Annotated in this window: 14 protein-coding genes; 1 reads left to right on the top strand and 13 read right to left on the bottom strand. The window is 43.7% G+C overall.

All coding sequences use genetic code 11. The features are described 5' to 3' along the window. Positions 1 to 86: 86 nt before the first annotated feature. From ihfA to CWC03_RS09065, 5 genes are all read right to left on the bottom strand, one after another. Positions 87 to 386 carry an integration host factor subunit alpha gene (ihfA, locus tag CWC03_RS09085; protein WP_010377997.1) on the bottom strand — a complete coding sequence of 100 codons (300 nt, stop codon included), beginning with the start codon at positions 384 to 386 and terminating at the stop codon, positions 87 to 89. Positions 387 to 388: 2 nt separating this feature from the next. Beyond that, a complete protein-coding gene (gene pheT / locus CWC03_RS09080; protein ID WP_138581585.1) occupies positions 389 to 2,776 on the bottom strand; it encodes a phenylalanine--tRNA ligase subunit beta in 2,388 nt (795 codons plus the stop codon). Between the two features lie 13 nt (positions 2,777 to 2,789). After that, positions 2,790 to 3,770 (bottom strand): phenylalanine--tRNA ligase subunit alpha, encoded by a 981-nt coding sequence (pheS, locus tag CWC03_RS09075; RefSeq protein ID WP_010604038.1) that lies wholly within the window; start codon positions 3,768 to 3,770, stop codon positions 2,790 to 2,792. A gap of 83 nt (positions 3,771 to 3,853) precedes the next feature. Continuing rightward, positions 3,854 to 4,558, bottom strand: a complete 705-nt coding sequence (gene hda, locus CWC03_RS09070) for a DnaA inactivator Hda (RefSeq protein ID WP_026001083.1) — start codon at positions 4,556 to 4,558, stop codon at positions 3,854 to 3,856. Position 4,559: 1 nt separating this feature from the next. Beyond that, positions 4,560 to 5,621 carry a DUF2066 domain-containing protein gene (locus CWC03_RS09065; RefSeq protein ID WP_138581583.1) on the bottom strand — a complete coding sequence of 354 codons (1,062 nt, stop codon included), beginning with the start codon at positions 5,619 to 5,621 and terminating at the stop codon, positions 4,560 to 4,562. A 275-nt stretch (positions 5,622 to 5,896) separates the two neighbouring features. Between CWC03_RS09065 and CWC03_RS09060 the strand changes: the two genes are divergently transcribed. Further along, a complete protein-coding gene (locus CWC03_RS09060; protein WP_138581581.1) occupies positions 5,897 to 6,337 on the top strand; it encodes a VOC family protein in 441 nt (146 codons plus the stop codon). A gap of 69 nt (positions 6,338 to 6,406) precedes the next feature. Here the strand turns inward: CWC03_RS09060 and CWC03_RS09055 are convergent, their stop codons facing one another. From CWC03_RS09055 to dapB, 8 genes are all read right to left on the bottom strand, one after another. Further along, the gene (locus tag CWC03_RS09055) at positions 6,407 to 7,159 is read right to left on the bottom strand and encodes a transporter substrate-binding domain-containing protein (RefSeq protein WP_138581579.1); all 753 of its coding nucleotides are present in this window, start codon (positions 7,157 to 7,159) and stop codon (positions 6,407 to 6,409) included. A 225-nt stretch (positions 7,160 to 7,384) separates the two neighbouring features. Further along, positions 7,385 to 10,183, bottom strand: coding sequence for a collagenase (locus tag CWC03_RS09050; RefSeq protein ID WP_138581577.1), 2,799 nt, complete (start codon positions 10,181 to 10,183; stop codon positions 7,385 to 7,387). A gap of 253 nt (positions 10,184 to 10,436) precedes the next feature. Continuing rightward, a complete protein-coding gene (locus tag CWC03_RS09045) occupies positions 10,437 to 10,712 on the bottom strand; it encodes a hypothetical protein (protein ID WP_138581575.1) in 276 nt (91 codons plus the stop codon). A gap of 150 nt (positions 10,713 to 10,862) precedes the next feature. Beyond that, positions 10,863 to 11,468: a hypothetical protein gene (locus CWC03_RS09040; protein WP_138581573.1), complete on the bottom strand. Its 606-nt coding sequence runs from the start codon at positions 11,466 to 11,468 to the stop codon at positions 10,863 to 10,865. Between the two features lie 156 nt (positions 11,469 to 11,624). Continuing rightward, complete coding sequence (gene greA, locus CWC03_RS09035) at positions 11,625 to 12,101, bottom strand: transcription elongation factor GreA (protein ID WP_010377973.1); 477 nt, start codon at positions 12,099 to 12,101, stop codon at positions 11,625 to 11,627. Positions 12,102 to 12,147: 46 nt separating this feature from the next. Continuing rightward, positions 12,148 to 15,366 carry a carbamoyl-phosphate synthase large subunit gene (carB, locus tag CWC03_RS09030; protein WP_138581571.1) on the bottom strand — a complete coding sequence of 1,073 codons (3,219 nt, stop codon included), beginning with the start codon at positions 15,364 to 15,366 and terminating at the stop codon, positions 12,148 to 12,150. Positions 15,367 to 15,382: 16 nt separating this feature from the next. Beyond that, positions 15,383 to 16,519: a glutamine-hydrolyzing carbamoyl-phosphate synthase small subunit gene (gene carA / locus CWC03_RS09025; protein ID WP_010377970.1), complete on the bottom strand. Its 1,137-nt coding sequence runs from the start codon at positions 16,517 to 16,519 to the stop codon at positions 15,383 to 15,385. Positions 16,520 to 16,725: 206 nt separating this feature from the next. Then, entirely contained in the window at positions 16,726 to 17,529 is an 804-nt protein-coding gene (gene dapB / locus CWC03_RS09020) for a 4-hydroxy-tetrahydrodipicolinate reductase (RefSeq protein WP_138581569.1), read from the bottom strand. Positions 17,530 to 17,906 lie beyond the last annotated feature (377 nt).

Raw genomic sequence — 17,906 nt, 5'->3', positions numbered from 1 at the left:
AACAGGCGCAGAGTGTAGCTTGAATATATGACAAAACTATTTCAATATAAAAAAAGCCTTGGTATCACCACCAAGGCTTTCTTATATTACAAGTTTTTGCTTGTGCCGACCTCAACACGGGTTTTTAACTTTTGGCCAGGCCTAAAAGTTACCACGCGTCGCGCAGAGATAGGAATATCTTCCCCAGTTTTTGGGTTCCTACCTGGGCGTTCCTTCTTGTCGCGAAGGTCAAAGTTACCAAACCCAGAGAGCTTTACTTGCTCGCCGTTTTCTAGCGCTGAGCGGATTTCTTCAAAAAACGCTTCAACTAAGTCTTTGGCATCTTTCTTATTGATCCCCAGTTTTTCAAATAGGTGTTCAGCTATGTCGGCTTTAGTAAGCGCCATATCTAGTCCCTCAACGATGCATTGAATTGTTTGGCCAGTTCGGCCACCACGTTTTCTACAACCGCGTTGATGTCTTTCTCTTCGAGCGTTCTATCAACCGCTTGTAATGTTAGAGCAATGGCTAAACTCTTATGATCAGGTTCAACCCCTTGCCCTTTGTACACATCGAATAAGTTTAGGTCAACTAATTGATTTCCGCCAACTTTCTCAATGCACTCTAAAATATCGCCTATTTTTACGTCATCTGCAACTAAAATAGCAATATCTCTTCTATTTGATGGGAATTTCGAGATACTAACTGCTTCTGGAAGCAGGCGATTTTCTAAAGCAGCCATGTCGATTTCAAATACATATGGCGTATCTTTAAGCTCTAACGGCTTTAATAGCTGAGGGTGAACTGCACCGATGAAACCAACCTTTTTACCGTCTGCATAAATTGCAGCTGATTGACCTGGGTGCAAACCATCGCTCGCTTCTGCTTTAAAACTAAAGCGTGCTTTATCGTTACAAAGCGCAAGTAATGCTTCTACATCGCCTTTCACATCAAAGAAATCCACTTTACGTGAAGGCACAGACCAGTGTTCATTGTGCGTATTACCATACGCGATACCACCGATCACAGCAGTTTGACGCACGCCGTTTTCCGCGCTGTCGTCTTTGATGAACTTAAGGCCCGTTTCGAATAAGCGAATACGTGACTGTTGACGGTTTTGGTTATAAGAAACCGCATTGATCAAGCCTGTCATCAAGCTTACACGCATTGCTGACATTTCAATCGAAATTGGGTGCGGAAGAATTAATGCATCAGCTTCAGGATGTAGCTGCTGCTGTGCTTTTGGATCAACGAAACTGTATGTGATGGCTTCTTGATAACCACGGCTTACTAACTCATCTCTAAAACGCGCTACAGGCAAACGTGCTTCTTGATGATCTGTCATCTTTAACGCAGCGGTTGGCGCCACATTTGGGATATTGTTGTAACCAAATACGCGAGCAACTTCTTCAATTAAGTCTTCTTCGATACTAATGTCGAAGCGATAGCTTGGCACTGTTGCTTGCCACTGGCCGCCTGAAAATGTTACAGCTAAGCCGAGACGCGTTAAGATGTCTGACACTTTAGCATCTTCGATATGATAACCGATCACGCGGTCTAAACGCTCACGGCGTAAAGTTACTTGACGCTCTTTTGGTAAATCTGCTTCTGACACAGCTTCAACAATCGGGCCTGCTTCACCGCCAACGATTTCAAGTAACAAGCCTGTCGCTCTTTCCATCGCATCACGCTGAAGTACTGGGTCTACACCACGCTCGTAACGGTGCGATGCATCGGTATGCAAACCGTAGCTACGTGCCTGACCTGCAATCGCAAGCGGTGCAAAGAACGCGCTTTCTAGCAAGATATCATTTGTCTCGTCACTAACACCTGACTGTTCACCACCGAAAATACCTGCCATCGCAAGTGCTTTATTATCATCAGCAATCATTAGTGTTGATGGATTAAGCTTCGCCGTGTTGCCGTCTAACAATACTAGCTCTTCATTCTCAAAGGCATTACGTACTTTAATTCCACCTTCGATTTGGCTTAAATCGAACGCGTGCATCGGGTGACCTAGCTCAAGCAACACGTAGTTCGTTACGTCAACAACTGGATCAATCGAGCGAACACCACAACGGCGAAGTTTCTCTACCATCCAGAACGGTGTCTCTGCTTTGACATTAACGCCCTTAATCACACGACCTAAGTAGCGTGGACATGCTTCGCTGTTTACCAGTTCAATAGAGATTTTATCATCAATTGTTGGCGCAACAGGCGTGATAGCAACTTCCGTTACGTCGATGCTGTTTAGTACCCCAACTTCACGAGCAAGACCTTTAATCCCTAAACAGTCGCTACGGTTAGCCGTTAAATCGACATCAATCGTTACATCGTTCAAGCCAAAGTATTCACGAATATCTTGACCGATTGGCGCATCCATAGGGAGTTCTAAAATACCGTCTGAGCTTTCCGCCATGCCAAGCTCTTCAAACGCACACAGCATACCGTGAGACGGCTGACCACGAAGTTTAGCTTTCTTAATTTTGAAATCGCCAGGAAGCGTTGCGCCCACTTTAGCAACCGCTACTTTTAAACCAGCACGGCAGTTAGCGGCTCCACAGACAATATCTAGTAGTTCGTCTTCGCCTACGTTTACTTTTGTTACTCTAAGTTTGTCAGCATCTGGGTGTTGGCCACATTCAACCACTTCACCGATAACCACACCTTGGAAGTCACCGGCAACTGGGTCTACACCATCAACTTCTAAACCCGCCATTGATAATTGCTCAGATAGCGCATCAGTATCAATTGCTGGATTGACCCACTCGCGTAACCACTTTTCACTGAATTTCATACTTTTGTCGCTCTTATCTGAATTGGTTTAGGAATTTTAAGTCATTTTCGAAGAAAGCTCTTAAGTCAGTTACGCCATAACGTAACATCGTCAAACGCTCAACGCCCATACCAAAGGCGAAACCAGTGTATTTTTCAGGGTCAATGCCTACCGAGCGCAGTACGTTCGGGTGCACCATGCCGCAGCCTAGTACTTCAAGCCATTTACCATTTTTACCTTTTACGTCCACCTCAGCTGAAGGTTCTGTAAATGGGAAGTATGAAGGACGGAAGCGAATCTCCATATCTTCTTCAAAGAAGTTACGTAGGAAATCGTGCAAAATTCCTTTAAGTTCTGTAAAGCTCACGTTAGTGTCGACCATCAAGCCTTCAACTTGGTGGAACATTGGCGTATGTGTTTGATCGTAATCGTTACGGTATACACGACCTGGCGAGATAATTCGCAAAGGCGGCTGCTCAGCTTCCATAGTACGGATCTGAACGCCACTGGTTTGTGTACGTAGTACCAATTTAGGATTGAAATAGAAAGTATCATGATCGGCACGCGCTGGGTGGTGCTCTGGAATATTTAGCGCGTCAAAGTTATGAAAGTCATCTTCAACCTCTGGGCCAGATTTAACAGCAAATCCTAGCTCACCAAAAAACTGCTCAATACGCTCAATGGTGCGAGTAACTGGGTGAAGGCCACCAGCTGGCATTGTACGACCCGGCAACGTCACATCAATCGTCTCAGCTGCTAGCTTCTGCTCAAGTGCTGCATTGGCTAACGCTTCACGTTTTACCGTAATCGCATCTTGTACTTGGGTCTTAGCTTGGTTAATCACTTGACCTGCATCTTTACGCTCTTCTGGTGCTAGTTTGCCTAGCGTTTTAAGAAGACCTGTGATCTCACCTTTTTTACCAAGGTAGTTAACTCTAACTTCCTCAAGGTGCGCAATTTCGCTTGCCTGCTCAACGGCTTCAAGCGCTTGCGCTAAAATATTTTCTAAATTCATTGTCTACCTGATCTTTGCTGAGGTAATTTGCTGTTATTTAATCTCTTATGATAACTGAATTGCAAGGCGATATTCTAGCCCTGTTACAGCTTTAAAGTGGCTTTTATAAAAGGAATTGTTAACTTTCTTTGCGCAGCCATGGATGCGTGATCGAGTTTATCCAATACATCAAGTAAAGCGCGCATATCACGACTCAATCTCGTGAGCAAAAATCGCGCACATTCATCGGAGAGCTCAAGGCCACGCATATGCGCTCTCTTTACTAAGGCTTCGGCTTTATCATCATCACTCATCGAGCGGATCTGAAAGGTCGTTCCCCAGGTTAGGCGCGATTCTAAGTCTGGCAGTGACAAATTCAGCATGTTGGGTAACAGATCGGCTGTGACCACTAGGCATTTTCCTTTTTCATTAAAACGATTGAAAAAGTTAAATAAGGCTTTTTCCCACGCTTCATCTCCTGCAACCAAATGCACATCGTCTATACAAACTACATCCAATGCATCGAGCCCATCTAACACTAACGGACCAAAATCCAACACTTCTCGCATCGACAATAAGATAGTTGAAAGCCCAAGCTCCTGCGCTTCAATGCACGTGGCATAAAGCAAGTGCGACTTGCCAGAATCTGCCAGTCCACAAAGGTAAGTGTACTGAAAACCAGTTAAACGACGGGAAAGACCATTTTTTAAGTGACTTACTTCCAATGACGCTTCGCCACCAAAATACGAGGCAAAGGTTTCGTCATCAGGCAGCGTCACTGGCAACGCCATTTGACGTGGCGACTCCATTCTATTTGCCCACCCAATTGTATTTAAGGTTGTTGTCGTCTGCGATTTGATAATAGGCCCTAGGGTCTTCGTAAGCCTTAAAGCTTTGCTCCAATGCAATCGTTTTACGCAAATCTGATGCGCTTGAGGTATGTTCAATCGCAAACTTCACCGCTGTTTTCGCACGATAGATCACATCAACATCCACCACGGTACTCATAGATAGCAAACGACGCTTCGCCATTTCTACATCCGTAAATGACTGTAATTGCTCAACGACAATTTCAGTTCGATGCGCTTCTAAAGTGAGATTAGGATCGATAACATATTTCTGAGCTAAGGTGCTAGATAGCTGGTTCACCATATCAATAATAACTTGCTGCTTGTCACCGACATATTGCTCAGGCTCAAAATATTCAGCATCAGTGTAGCGCCAGTCTAACTGCCAGGAGTTTGTATGGGGGGGCTGAAACAAACGTGCGGTGATAACGCGCTCCGCTTCATAACGCAATGACGCTTCCTCTACTTCGTTAGAAAAGTTACCCCAAACCTCTGCGATACTCACATTGCTGCGATCTTCAAGATCCATCAAAGGAACAACCACTGGCACGCCCCATTCGTCTGCGGTGTCATAAATCAGGCGTTCGAGTTGAGGGTAGCTTTCTTGCGTAACAAACTCTCGGCGGAAATTATCTTCAATCACCATCCAAATCGCGACCATAGGACGGCGGTTACCCCAAAGCGGTAGACCAGCTTCTCTGACTAGATCTTCGACCTTACCAGGCTCAAACTCCACCTTTATTTTAGTTACACCTTGTCTATCATAATATTCATACCTCAGCATGTAATCTGAGATTCGCTTAAGGCTCGCTTGGATAGAAGGGTGAGAAAAATCATCGGCTTTACCTGTGAGCTTTTGCAACACTTTTAATAATGCCTGTTGACTCGCTTGCGCTCGTGTTGCGCGAGATTTGTCGCTAACACTCAGCGAGGCTTCATATAAATTTTGAACTTCTACTGCTTTTGCCGTCATAGCAAAACAAAACAGTGCAATAAGGATCAGCCTGATGATCATAATGTCCATGTTTTTTTGACTATAAAGCCTGATCCTAAATCAATCATCTGCTTAAAGCAAAGGGCAACGAAAAATATCATGAAAATTTATAAAAACATGATAAATAACAAAATATTAATCTAATATTCAGTATTGTTTGAAGCTATATAGGGACAGGTTCTTGCTCTTCTTTTCGACTCACAAAGCACTTTGATTGCCACTTTTAGGTGTCAAAGTCTGTGGGCCTTTCAATCTGATGTATAACATTTTAAAATTTGCTGACTGGAGTCTAAACGGAATACATAATGAAATACTTACATACAATGGTACGAGTACGTGATCTTGATGAATCAATGAAGTTTTATTGCGACCTCTTAGGTCTCGTTGAAGTGAAGCGTTATGACAGTGAACAAGGCCGTTTTAGTTTAATTTATCTCGCCGCCCCTGATCAAGTTGAGCAGGCGCAGCAAAGCTTTTCTCCTACTATCGAACTTACCTATAACTGGGATCCGGAAGAATACACTGCTGGTCGTAATTTTGGCCACTTGGCTTTTGCCGTAGAAAGCATTTATGCACTTTGCCAAAAGCTGCAAGATGCCGGTGTGGTGATCAACCGACCACCGCGCTGCGGCCACATGGCATTCGTTAAATCTCCAGATGGCATTTCTATCGAGTTACTCCAACAAGGTGATGCGTTGCCTCCTGCCGAACCTTGGCAATCAATGGAAAACACGGGTAGCTGGTAATAATTAGAGCACCGCAGCGATGTATCTAAACCTAAAGTCAGAATAGCTACCGCTTCTTTCTCCCTTACTTCAATAAGCGAGATGGTAGCTTTTAAGTAATTTCACCAGTTGCTTTTTGAAAGACTTAGAATCTAATACCTGTTGTAGCGCCTCAAAATCCGATGCCGAATTTTTAGGCGCCAATATTGCTCTAAAATAGGTTTCATGGGGATTTTGAGAAAAGTGAAACACTCGCTTCCAACCATTTTTAGCAATAAGATATTCTGTCGTAGACCGACTGACGATCGCAATACTCACCCGCTTTTTAAGGATCATCTCCAATAGTGCTTCTTCGGAATTTACGTTCACTCGCTGGATATTGGCTTGCTCCACCCCGTGATCCAAGTGGCGATAGTAGTACCCTGCAATAGCGCCAACTTGGTTACCGTACAATGAGCTCGGGTGATAATATTCAAACGGCTGCTCAACATGCGAGACGAATTCGTCCGTATCAAACATTAACGGGCTGCTCCACAAATACTTTTGTTTCTTCCGGTCATCAAACCAAGCTGGGTTTACGCCTAAAATAAAACCTTTGAGCGTTTGCTGTTCGAGCTGCTTATCTAAGCGTTTACGTGGCACAAAACGTACTTCTACCTGCAACTCTTTTTGCACGTCATTAATGAGCTTTGCTAAATCAAAATAAAGGCCCTTTTGCGCCTCTAGATCAATAATATAGGGCGGCTTATGATGATATACGTAGAGAATTTTGGTTTCAGCAGCTGCCACTGAAAATACCACCATTAACCAAGTGGAAATGACTATAAAGTACTTTTTTAACACTGAGTGCCTCGTGTCTAACCTAAACTTTTAATACAGTCTAAAAATACAGCCTAGCTCCTTCTCGGCACATCAGTTAATTCCTTTTCCATGTTTTTAAATGAGAAAAGGGACCTAAGGCCCCTTGTTTTACAAAAATATAACAAATACAAATTATTAACAAGTAATAACTATGATCTGTATTACCCGTTTAACTACTTTCATTATGTCTGCCTTAGTATTAGGCAATTACTGACAGCCATCTTTATTATAAGACACTTTCAGCGCAGCCCCCGTTGGTGCGCCTGACACTTTCAAGTACCCCCAATATTCAGATTGCGCACTTATCTCAATACACTCTTGGTTACCTTGATTGAACGAACTTGCATCCACATTAGTGCCATTTGGCCATCCTGCATTACTGTATTCAAGCCCTAAATCACCACTACCATGCGCGGTCTTGATCACTACCGATTGCTGGCCACTTACATTCTCAAGGCTAAACCACATCGGCTCTTGGCTTCCAAGACAAATTGTTTCATCCGCTGCCAATCTACCATTAGAGACACTACCCTGCGACTGACATACGTCCTCTATTGTTGAATTTGTTACGGTTTCTCCTAACAACTGCACATTTTCAAAGCGATTATAGCCATGCAACATAACGTAATAGGTGCCAGCGGCAGGTGTGGTGATTTCACATACCTCTTCGTTGCCGGATTGGTATGGTCTGCAGTCATACTCGCTGAACGTTGGCGACGAGCCTAACTTTACGTAAAGATCGGCATCACCTGTACCTCCAGACGTGCTGATAACTAATTTATCAGTGCCAGCAGCAACATCAATTGAAAATGCAACTTGTTCATCTTGCTCACCCGCAACCATGACAGGTATGCCAGGCTGTAGTTTGTTTGAAGTCGTTGCGCTTACGGTAGTCACTGTATTACTAGTGTGATCCAAACCGCTAGGGTCACTCACTGTTAAGCTAATTTGATACTCGCCAGCTTGCACATAGCTGTGCGTAGGGTTGGCTTCATTACTTTGGCTGCCATCACCAAAACGCCACAAATAGGTGAGCGCGTCACCATCAGGATCGATACTACCTTGGCTTGAAAATAGTATCGCTTGATTAACGTCACCAGAGTATGGGCCATTAATCACTGAAGTTGGTGCGTTATTCTGACCACCAGCGGCAAGCTCGTTGCACCATTGAACAAACTCTGATTGATACTGTGATGCGAGTCGGTCCATACGAGCTTGGTACGCATTCCAATTTGCTTGTCGCGTTTCCTGTCGCATTGCGAGCACTTCATCAAAGTGTTTTTCATACAAGAATCTCACCCCTAAATAACCCCAACGATAAATTCTATCTTGATCAAAGCCGTCATACGTCGTGCTGAAGATTTCGGCCAGCGTATATACTGAGCCATCTTTGATTGTGTCTATTGCGGCTTGATTATCATTGAGGTTTGCAATGTACTCAGCCACTCCTTCACTCCACCAGACGATAGGCTTAGTCGGAGCATTAAAGTCACCATAAAGATCAAAACGCCCATCAAGATAATGTACGTATTCATGCTCTAAATTCCAGATGTAATGATCCGGCTTTGCATAACTGGCCTCGTATGCAATGAAATTAGCAACATTATTCACATCACTAGGGTTACCTTCTAAATACATGCCACCGTTGTCGGTGCTGATCTTAAAAATGGCTTTGGCATATTTTTTATAGTCCGCACTGCTATTAAAGATATTCACTTGCAGAAAGTCATTGTTGTCATCGGCAACCGGTAAGCGGCCTGTTTCCAGCATGGTGTGGAATCGCACTTCTTCCGCTTCCATGGTTTGACACGCTGAAGTCAATTGCTGAGTAGTAAGCGCTTGTGCTCTAATCTTTATTGTATCGCTACAGCTATGTTGTTGAGAAAGCACTTTTGTCTCAAGTTCTTTATCAAAATTACAAATACCAAACTGACCACAATCAGCATAATAGGTCGCGACATCGGCCGCAGCTAACCAGACACCATCGCCAAAACCATAACTGTTGTAACGCGAGAATAAAGCGGTTAATTGCGTGTCGACTGACTCTTGAATAGCTGCACCATTGTATAGTTTAAGTCGAGCCAATTCGCTTGCTGCATTGATGATTAGATATTCAGAGTCTGAATTTATCATCCAAGTTTGTGCGGTAAAGCTCCCTAGTAAACTCACCAATTGTTGATCGTTTTTAACCAAAGCGACAAAGTTATCATTCCACTGACCACGATATAAGATAGTGAAAATGCCGTTTACCGCACTGCGCATATTCCACTTTTGAGCGTAGCTTTCATTCCATTTAGATAACCATGCTTTTACGACAGGCAGATAGTGCCCTTGTAGTTCCGATGAGTCCATTGTAGTAATAACCTCACCAAGTACTTTACCATGGGCATCATTGTCGTCGTAGAAATGGCTATTGCTAACAAAAGCATCCAACGCATCTTTCACCGCAGGCTTAACCCAAGTGGCGAAAGTTACCTGATCATTGTAAAACTCAACATAAAAGCCAGCGCGAATAAACAAATAAAGCGCTTCGAGATCGGCACTGCCGTTGCCTGTATAGCTTTGCGAAAGCGACTTGGCATTTTGCGCCGCAGCATACATTTTATCTGACGTGAACACTTGTGTTTGGATGCTGCTGTCAGCGGAGAACAAAGCATTGATGCAGCTCGTACCCTGTTGCTTTATTTCAGTAACAATTTGGCTACTGCTCGCACTCGCTAAACTATTTAAATCACATGCAGCAATCGCTTTACTTTGGGTTACTGCCATAGCTTGCAATAATGGCGTGTGTTTAGCAGATAACAGCGGCATACTTCGTGTTGGAGTGTGTGCAACGGGTGCTCTATCATTCAAAGCTTGGTGCTCATGACCATGGGAAATGTTCGTTTCCACTTGAACCGATGCATCGAGCGGCTTAAAGAGTCGCTGTGATTCTTGGTGTGCGTTGGCAGAATTTATCGCTGTAAGCGCAGATAACGCCAAAGTGAGTTTTGTAATTTTCATCATTTACCTTTCCTGTTGTGTATCCAAACCCGATTGGGTTATAGGTTTTTAACACTAAAATTACAATGTATACAATATATTTTATATAACTTTATGGAATAGTGGCTCGACGGAAAAGCCACCATAATTTTAAAAGCGGGTATCCAAGGGGGAAGGTCGTTGGTTATAAATTCACCCAATTGGTTGATCTTTATGATAAAAAGTCCAACCAATTGACGAAAAAAAAGGAATAAAAATTTACAGTGAGTGGAATAAATTAAATCTTATCAATATGGGAAATAGCCCCAGAAGTGATTTTTACTCTCACTCGATAAGTGGATAGCGAGATTGAATAAACACCGTCATTCGGTTTTTGTGCTAATAAATGCTGTAGCCCTAACAGCAATTCATCTGTATCGTTGCCACTGCTAGTGTTTCTTGAATCTAGGTATTCTTTTCCCTGCTTCAGTGCCTTATCCAATACCACTGAAGCGACTTGCTGAGTAGACTTATTTTTCAACGTCTTAAACAATGCGCTTTTTAATAAACTCATGGTTATTCTCCTGATAAAGATACCGACTTATCCTAACATATCATTTATGAACCGATGCCTGATTGGTTTTGGGAACAATTTGAGTGTAACAAGCTCGCACCAGAAGTCTAAAGCAAATTCGTTTCAAACTATGTCAAATGTGTATGGCTCCTACTCTATCTCAGCTAAATACTTTATTTGCTCGGCAAGTTGCTTACCAGAGAAAAGCTTCGGTACAAAGTGTAATAGGTTTAAGGAAAGCTGGTGCTCTGAACGGGTGGTATTTACTAAGCTGGGTAGAGTGCCTAACTCGCTACTGATATCGTGCCAAACGGGATTAGCCTCATTGAGCTTGTCATAAGCAACCGTATTAAACTCAAAATTTTCAAAATATTCATCAACCAAGAGCAAGGGCTGAGTGAGCTTAAGCGAATCAAGTAACTCACGAGAAAAGCTTTGTCGAGCTTCTGAACTATTACTGCTAAAGAAGTGATTTGGTAGATTATAACCAATGATTAAATCAGAGCTTGCATATAAACTATTGGTATATAACAAAGCAGTGAGAATAAGATAGGTATCGTACCTTGCTAAACTTACACCTTGCAAAAGCTCACTCTGCTTACTAAGGTCAATCGCACATTGACTACGCATTGTACGCCAAAAATAATGTGGATTCTGAGAAAGATCCCACGCGCCAGCGCCTGCCAACCTAGATCTCCAACTCGATATAAACAACTCAAACCCTTGTGTTTTGAATTGTTCTACTTCAAATGACATCCTTTTCTCCTAAAATTGTTTGTACCAAAAAATATACAGGCATTACACAAAACTATAAGAATATAGAGAAATGGCAATTACACGGCATTACAGCAGCAAAAGTAGAAATGATTGTTAAAGTAAAAAGCCCGCGGATGCGGGCTTTAGAAGAAGGGGCTACTTGTATTCAACTTCGATGATTTCATATTCAACGGCGCCATTCGGCGTTTGAATATTCACTGTATCATCCAGTTCTTTACCGATTAATCCACGCGCAATCGGTGAATTAACAGAAATCAAGTTGTTCTTAAGATCGGCCTCGTCGTCACCAACGATACGATAAGTTACTTCTTTGTCCGTATCTACATTTACAATAGTCACAGTACTACCAAAAATAACCTTGCCGTTGTTCTGCATTTTAGTCACGTCGATAATCTGCGCTGTTGAAAGCTTAGCTTCAATTTCTTGAATTCGGCCTTCACAAAAACCTTGCTGCTCACGTGCAGCATGGTATTCAGCATTTTCTTTCAAATCACCGTGTTCACGCGCTTCTGCAATATCTGCAACGATTTTCGGGCGAACAACTTTTTTTAAATGATTCAGTTCATCACGAAGCAATTCTTCGCCTCGTACTGTCATCGGAATTGATTGCATAAGTATCTCACTCATTGCCAGAGCTGACGCTCTGGCCTTGTTCTTTTTAGTTCAAACGCTGGTGTAGTTCTTGAACAGAGTTTACAGAACTTCTGTCGTCAGCTTCATTCGCTGTACAGTTTGCAAACGCTGCATTTAGCGTAGTGGTGTAGTTAGTCTTATGCTGAAGTGCACCACGACGTAACACCTTCGAGTCCTCAATAGCTTGGCGACCTTCGGTAGTATTAACGATATAGCTATACTCACCATTCTTGATACGGTCAAGAATGTGAGGACGGCCTTCGAATACTTTGTTTACGCGACGTACTTCAATACCCGCTTCTTCAAGCGCTTTCGCCGTACCATTCGTTGCATCTAACTCAAAGCCAATTGCTTTCATTGTCTTAGCTAGTTCAACTACGCGTGCCTTATCACCATTGCGCACAGATAGTAGCGCGCGGCCGCCACGTGGTAAAGTGTTTGATGCACCTAATTGGGCTTTTGCGAATGCTTCGGCGAAGTTTTCACCAACCCCCATCACTTCACCCGTCGAGCGCATCTCTGGACCACGCATTGGGTCAACGCCTGGGAACTTAGCGAATGGCAATACCACCTCTTTTACACTGTAATAAGGAGGGATAACTTCCTTCGTTATACCTTGGCTTTCAAGAGACTGGCCAACCATACAACGTGCAGCAACCTTTGCAAGTGCAACGCCTGTCGCTTTTGAAACAAATGGTACTGTACGAGCAGCACGCGGGTTAACTTCGATCAGGTAAACTTGACCGTCTTTCACCGCGAACTGGGTATTCATCAGGCCAACAACACCTAGCTCCAGCGCCATGTCACGGACTTGCTTACGCATCACGTCTTGAATATCTTGCGGCAGCGTGTGTGCAGGCAATGAACAGGCCGAGTCACCCGAGTGAACACCTGCTTGCTCGATGTGCTCCATAATACCGCCGATGATAACGTTCTCACCGTCACAGATAGCATCTACGTCTACTTCAATTGCATCATCCAAGAAACGGTCAAGTAGCACTGGTGCTTCATTAGAAACAGACACAGCTTCTGTCATGTAACGACGTAAGTCGTCTTCATCGTACACGATTTCCATTGCACGACCACCAAGTACGTATGATGGACGAACAACCAGTGGGAAGCCAATTTCTTGTGATTTAGCAACCGCTTCTTCTAGTGAGGTTACCGTTGCATTTTCTGGTTGTAGTAGGTTTAGACGCTCTACAAGCTGTTGGAAGCGCTCACGGTCTTCTGCGCGGTCGATAGCGTCAGGAGAAGTACCAATCACTGGCACACCATTCGCTTCAAGATCTCGTGCCAATTTCAGTGGCGTTTGACCACCGTACTGAACGATCACGCCTTTTGGCTTTTCAACACGGACAATTTCTAGCACGTCTTCAAGTGTAATTGGCTCGAAGAATAGGCGGTCAGACGTATCGTAGTCTGTTGAAACCGTCTCTGGGTTACAGTTAACCATGATAGTTTCATAGCCATCTTCACGCATTGCAAGGGCTGCGTGTACACAGCAGTAATCGAATTCGATGCCTTGACCGATGCGGTTAGGACCACCACCGATAACCATAATTTTGTCTTTGTCAGAAGGGTTCGCTTCACATTCTTCATCATACGTTGAATACATGTAAGCGGTGTCTGAGCTAAATTCTGCAGCACATGTGTCTACACGCTTGTAAACCGGTAGGATTTCAAGCTGGTGACGCTTCTTGCGAATTTCTTTTTCTGATACACCCGCGATTTCGGCAATGCGAGCATCTGAGAAACCTTTACGCTTCAAGCGGCGCAGGAAGTCTTTGTTTAGACCTGCCATGCCCACTTCAGCGATTGTCGCCTCATCTTTTAAAATGTCTTCGATTTGAACTAGGTACCAAGGGTCAATCTTAGTTAATTCAAATACTTCTTCGACAGACATGCCATGACGCATCGCATCGGCAATATACCAAATACGCTCGGCACCTGGCTCGCGCAATTCGCGAATGATCGTTTCTTTTGCGTTTGGCGCGTCTAATGCGACGATCGGGTTCAGACCCGTTGCACCCACTTCTAGACCTCGTAGTGCTTTTTGTAATGACTCTTGTTGATTGCGACCAATTGCCATTACCTCACCAACCGACTTCATTTGCGTAGTTAGACGGTCGTTTGAACCTGCGAATTTTTCGAAGTTAAAACGAGGGATCTTAGTCACTACGTAGTCGATTGACGGCTCAAATGATGCTGGAGTTGCACCACCTGTGATGTCGTTTTGAAGCTCATCAAGCGTGTAACCTACGGCAAGCTTGGCTGCGATTTTAGCGATCGGGAAGCCCGTAGCCTTCGACGCAAGTGCAGAAGAGCGTGATACACGTGGGTTCATCTCGATGATAACCATACGGCCATCAACTGGGTTTACACCAAACTGAACGTTTGAACCACCCGTTTCAACACCAATTTCACGAAGTACCGCCATCGAGGCGTTACGCATGATTTGATATTCTTTATCAGTTAGCGTTTGTGCTGGCGCAACTGTGATTGAATCACCAGTATGTACACCCATTGGGTCGAAGTTTTCGATTGAACATACGATGATGCAGTTGTCGTTTTTGTCACGAACCACTTCCATCTCATATTCTTTCCAGCCTAATAGGCTTTCATCGATAAGCAGCTCATTGGTTGGTGACAGGTCAAGACCACGAGTACAGATCTCGTCAAACTCTTCCATGTTATACGCAACACCACCACCGGTGCCGCCCATTGTGAATGAAGGACGAATGATACATGGGAACCCGATGCGAGTTAAGGTATCGTGTGCTTCATCCATTGAGTGTGCAATTTCAGCGCGAGGACATTCTAAGCCAATATTTTTCATCGCCGCGTCAAAACGCTCACGGTTTTCCGCTTTATCTATTGCATCTGCAGTCGCACCAATTAGCTCAACGCCATGTTTAGCAAGCACACCGTGCTTATCTAGGTCTAGCGCACAGTTAAGAGCTGTTTGGCCACCCATAGTAGGCAGCACCGCATCAGGCTTTTCTTTTTCGATGATCTTTTCTACCACTTCCCAGTGAATAGGCTCGATGTAAGTTGCATCCGCCATTTCAGGGTCAGTCATAATAGTCGCAGGGTTAGAGTTAACAAGAATAACTCTATAGCCTTCTTCTCTAAGCGCTTTACAGGCCTGAGCACCAGAGTAATCGAATTCACATGCTTGGCCGATAACGATTGGGCCTGCGCCCAAAATCAGAATGCTTTTTATGTCGGTACGTTTTGGCATTATTACTCCGGTCTAATTAAGCGTTGCGAGATTGCATTAATTCAATGAAATGGTCGAATAGCGGTGCCGCATCATGTGGACCAGGACTTGCTTCAGGGTGACCTTGGAAGCTAAACGCTGGCTTATCAGTACGGTGAATACCTTGCAGTGTGCCATCGAACAGTGACTTGTGCGTTGCACGTAGCGTATCAGGAAGCGTTGCTTCGTCAGCAGCAAAACCGTGGTTTTGTGCTGTGATCATCACGACATCACGGTCTAAGTCTTTAACCGGGTGGTTACCACCATGGTGACCAAACTTCATTTTTACTGTTTTCGCACCAGAAGCGAGTGCTAATAACTGATGGCCTAAACAAATACCAAAAATAGGTGTATCTGTCTCTAAAAATGCTTTGATTGCTTCAATGGCATAAGTACACGGCTCAGGGTCGCCAGGGCCATTTGATAGGAAGATACCATCAGGGTTTAATGCAAGTACGTCAGCAGCGGAGGTTTCTGCTGGAACAACGGTTAACTTACAGCCTCTATCAACTAACATTCTAAGAATGTTCTTTTTCACACCAAAATCGTACGCAACAACATGGAATTTTTCTTCTTCAGCAGAAAGCGTTTTAAAGCCCTCGCCTAGAGTCCAGCTTGATTCACGCCATTCAAACTGAGATTCTGTTGTTACTACTTTTGCTAAATCCATCCCTTTCAAGCCAGGGAATGCTTGCGCCGCTTCTAGCGCTTTTTGCTCGTCTACTTCGTCACCTGCGATAATACAGCCGTTTTGAGCGCCTTTATCACGTAAAATGCGAGTTAGTTTACGAGTATCAATATCTGCAATCCCTAAGATATTGCGTTCTTTCAAGTAATCACTCAATGATTGTTCGTTACGGAAATTACTCGCAAGCAGTGGTAAGTCACGGATCACTAGGCCTTTTGCCCAGATCTTGTCCGCTTCCTCATCTTCGCTGTTAGTACCGGTGTTGCCGATATGTGGGTAAGTAAGCGTAACGATTTGTTCCGCGTATGATGGATCAGTTAAGATCTCTTGATACCCCGTCATTGACGTATTGAATACCACCTCACCGACTGACATACCGTCAGCACCGATAGCAGTACCGCGAAACACCGTGCCGTCTTCAAGGACTAACAGAGCGGATTTAGTCAAGTTAACCTCCTAATAGTAAAAAACGGGCGAAAGCAAAACGCTCAACATCCCGTCTACAAAGCGCTTGGTAACACGCAGTTATTAAAATTTTGGCAAATTCGTTATAGTCTACAGTATGAATGCCTTTTCGTCTAATACAAATCACAAAAATTATAAAAATAAGCCATTAAACTCTTTTTTTGCTTTAAAGCCTCAAAATGTTATACTTACTTCTTTAAATCTAGCACATCTTGCATATCATAAAGGCCTGCTGGTTTATCTTTTAGCCACTGTGCAGCCCTTACAGCACCTGATGCAAAGGTCAATCTCGACGCTGCTTTATGTGTTAATTCAAGCCTTTCCCCCATTGTCGAGAAGTAAGCCGTATGTTCACCTACTATATCTCCGGCTCTGAGGACCGAATAACCGATTTCTTGTTGGGATTTCGCTTCATGGCTCTGACTTCGGTCGTAAACCGCGACCTCATCATGTTGCCAGCCTTTTGCTTCTGCAATCGCCTCTCCGATAGCGAGCGCAGTTCCTGAGGGCGCGTCGATTTTGTTGCGATGGTGCGCTTCGAAAATTTCAATATCCATGTCGTCAGCCAGCTTTTGTGCGGCTGTTTGTACTAAGTTAAGCAGCAGGTTGATGCCAACGCTATAGTTTCGAGAAAACACAATTGGGATATCTTTTGCGGCCTCCGCCAACTGCGCCATTTCACTTGCTGTCAGTCCAGTAGTACCGATCACCATTGGTTTTTTAGCGGCAATTGCAGCTGATAAATGCTGCTTCATACCCTCTGGCAAAGTAAAGTCTATTAATACATCAACATTTTCAAGCTTACTTTGCTCGGAACTAAAACAGATATTTGCGTCTGCTTGAGGCTGCAATTGATTAACTGCTTTATCAAGATATTGTGAACTATCACGTACAAAAGCATTGGCCAGCTCTACTTGTTGCGACAAATAGCAGGCTTCTATCAATGCTAACCCCATTCTGCCATTCGCACCGTAAATACCTATTCTTGTCATACGTTACCCTTTTTTATTTGCGATGTTGATTATCCAAAAGGCAGCAACGATGGCTAACCGGATAATAGAAATGTGTTTTTGCGGGAGTAGAGTTTACCGTATCTGTGTGTCATAGTCAGTTAAGTTGAAAATAATAAAACATTAGACTTTAGACGTCTAAACATATAAACTGCCGCGCTCGCTCACCTATTGAAGTTGAGAGATTTTCATCTTATACCAATTGCATTAAGTAAATGGGCTATTTTGAAGCGGAGAAATAGCTTTAGTAGCTAGGCAAAAATTTTGCTATTTAGTTGTTCTAAATGAAAAATTTTTAACGACGCTAATATGCTACTTCCCCCTTCAAATTGATTGGAGAATTAATACAATTGGTATAA

This window comes from Pseudoalteromonas sp. S2755, from assembly GCF_005886535.1.
Classification (GTDB): domain Bacteria; phylum Pseudomonadota; class Gammaproteobacteria; order Enterobacterales; family Alteromonadaceae; genus Pseudoalteromonas.
Note: the sequence above shows the minus strand (reverse complement) of the source record. Positions and strands in the feature narration are given on the sequence as shown.